The organism is Acinetobacter sp. Lyrl_1, assembly GCF_051948795.1.
Lineage (GTDB): Bacteria > Pseudomonadota > Gammaproteobacteria > Pseudomonadales > Moraxellaceae > Acinetobacter > Acinetobacter towneri.
Genome location: NZ_JAYJLK010000125.1, coordinates 1 through 360 on the forward strand (window position 1 = coordinate 1; position 360 = coordinate 360).

Here is a 360-nt window from a genome sequence, read left to right on the forward strand (position 1 = left end):
TTTTCCGGAACACCGCAAGGAGGTATTATCTCCCCGGTGTTGGCCAACATGACCTTGGACGGACTGGAAACGATGCTGGCGAAGAGGTTCCCTAACGCCAAATGGACAGGCAAAAAGCTGCAACTGGTACGGTATGCGGATGATTTCATCATCACGGGGTATTCTAAAGAGTGGCTCGAAAATGAAGTTCGCCCTGCCGTGGTTGAATTTCTGGCGGAGCGCGGTCTCGTGCTCTCTCAGGAAAAGACCAAAATCACGCACATAGGGAACGGGTTCGATTTTCTTGGGTGGAACGTACGCAAGTACAATGGCAAGCTACTGATCAAGCCGTCAAAGGCAAACATCAGTGCTCATCTCGAT

The 360-nt window shown here is 50.8% G+C and carries 1 protein-coding gene; it reads left to right on the forward strand.

Features of this window, described 5'->3' with window-relative positions; genetic code table 11:
* On the forward strand, nt 1–360 hold a 360-nt coding region (locus tag VF675_RS13835; RefSeq protein ID WP_440205403.1), incomplete at both ends, for a reverse transcriptase domain-containing protein.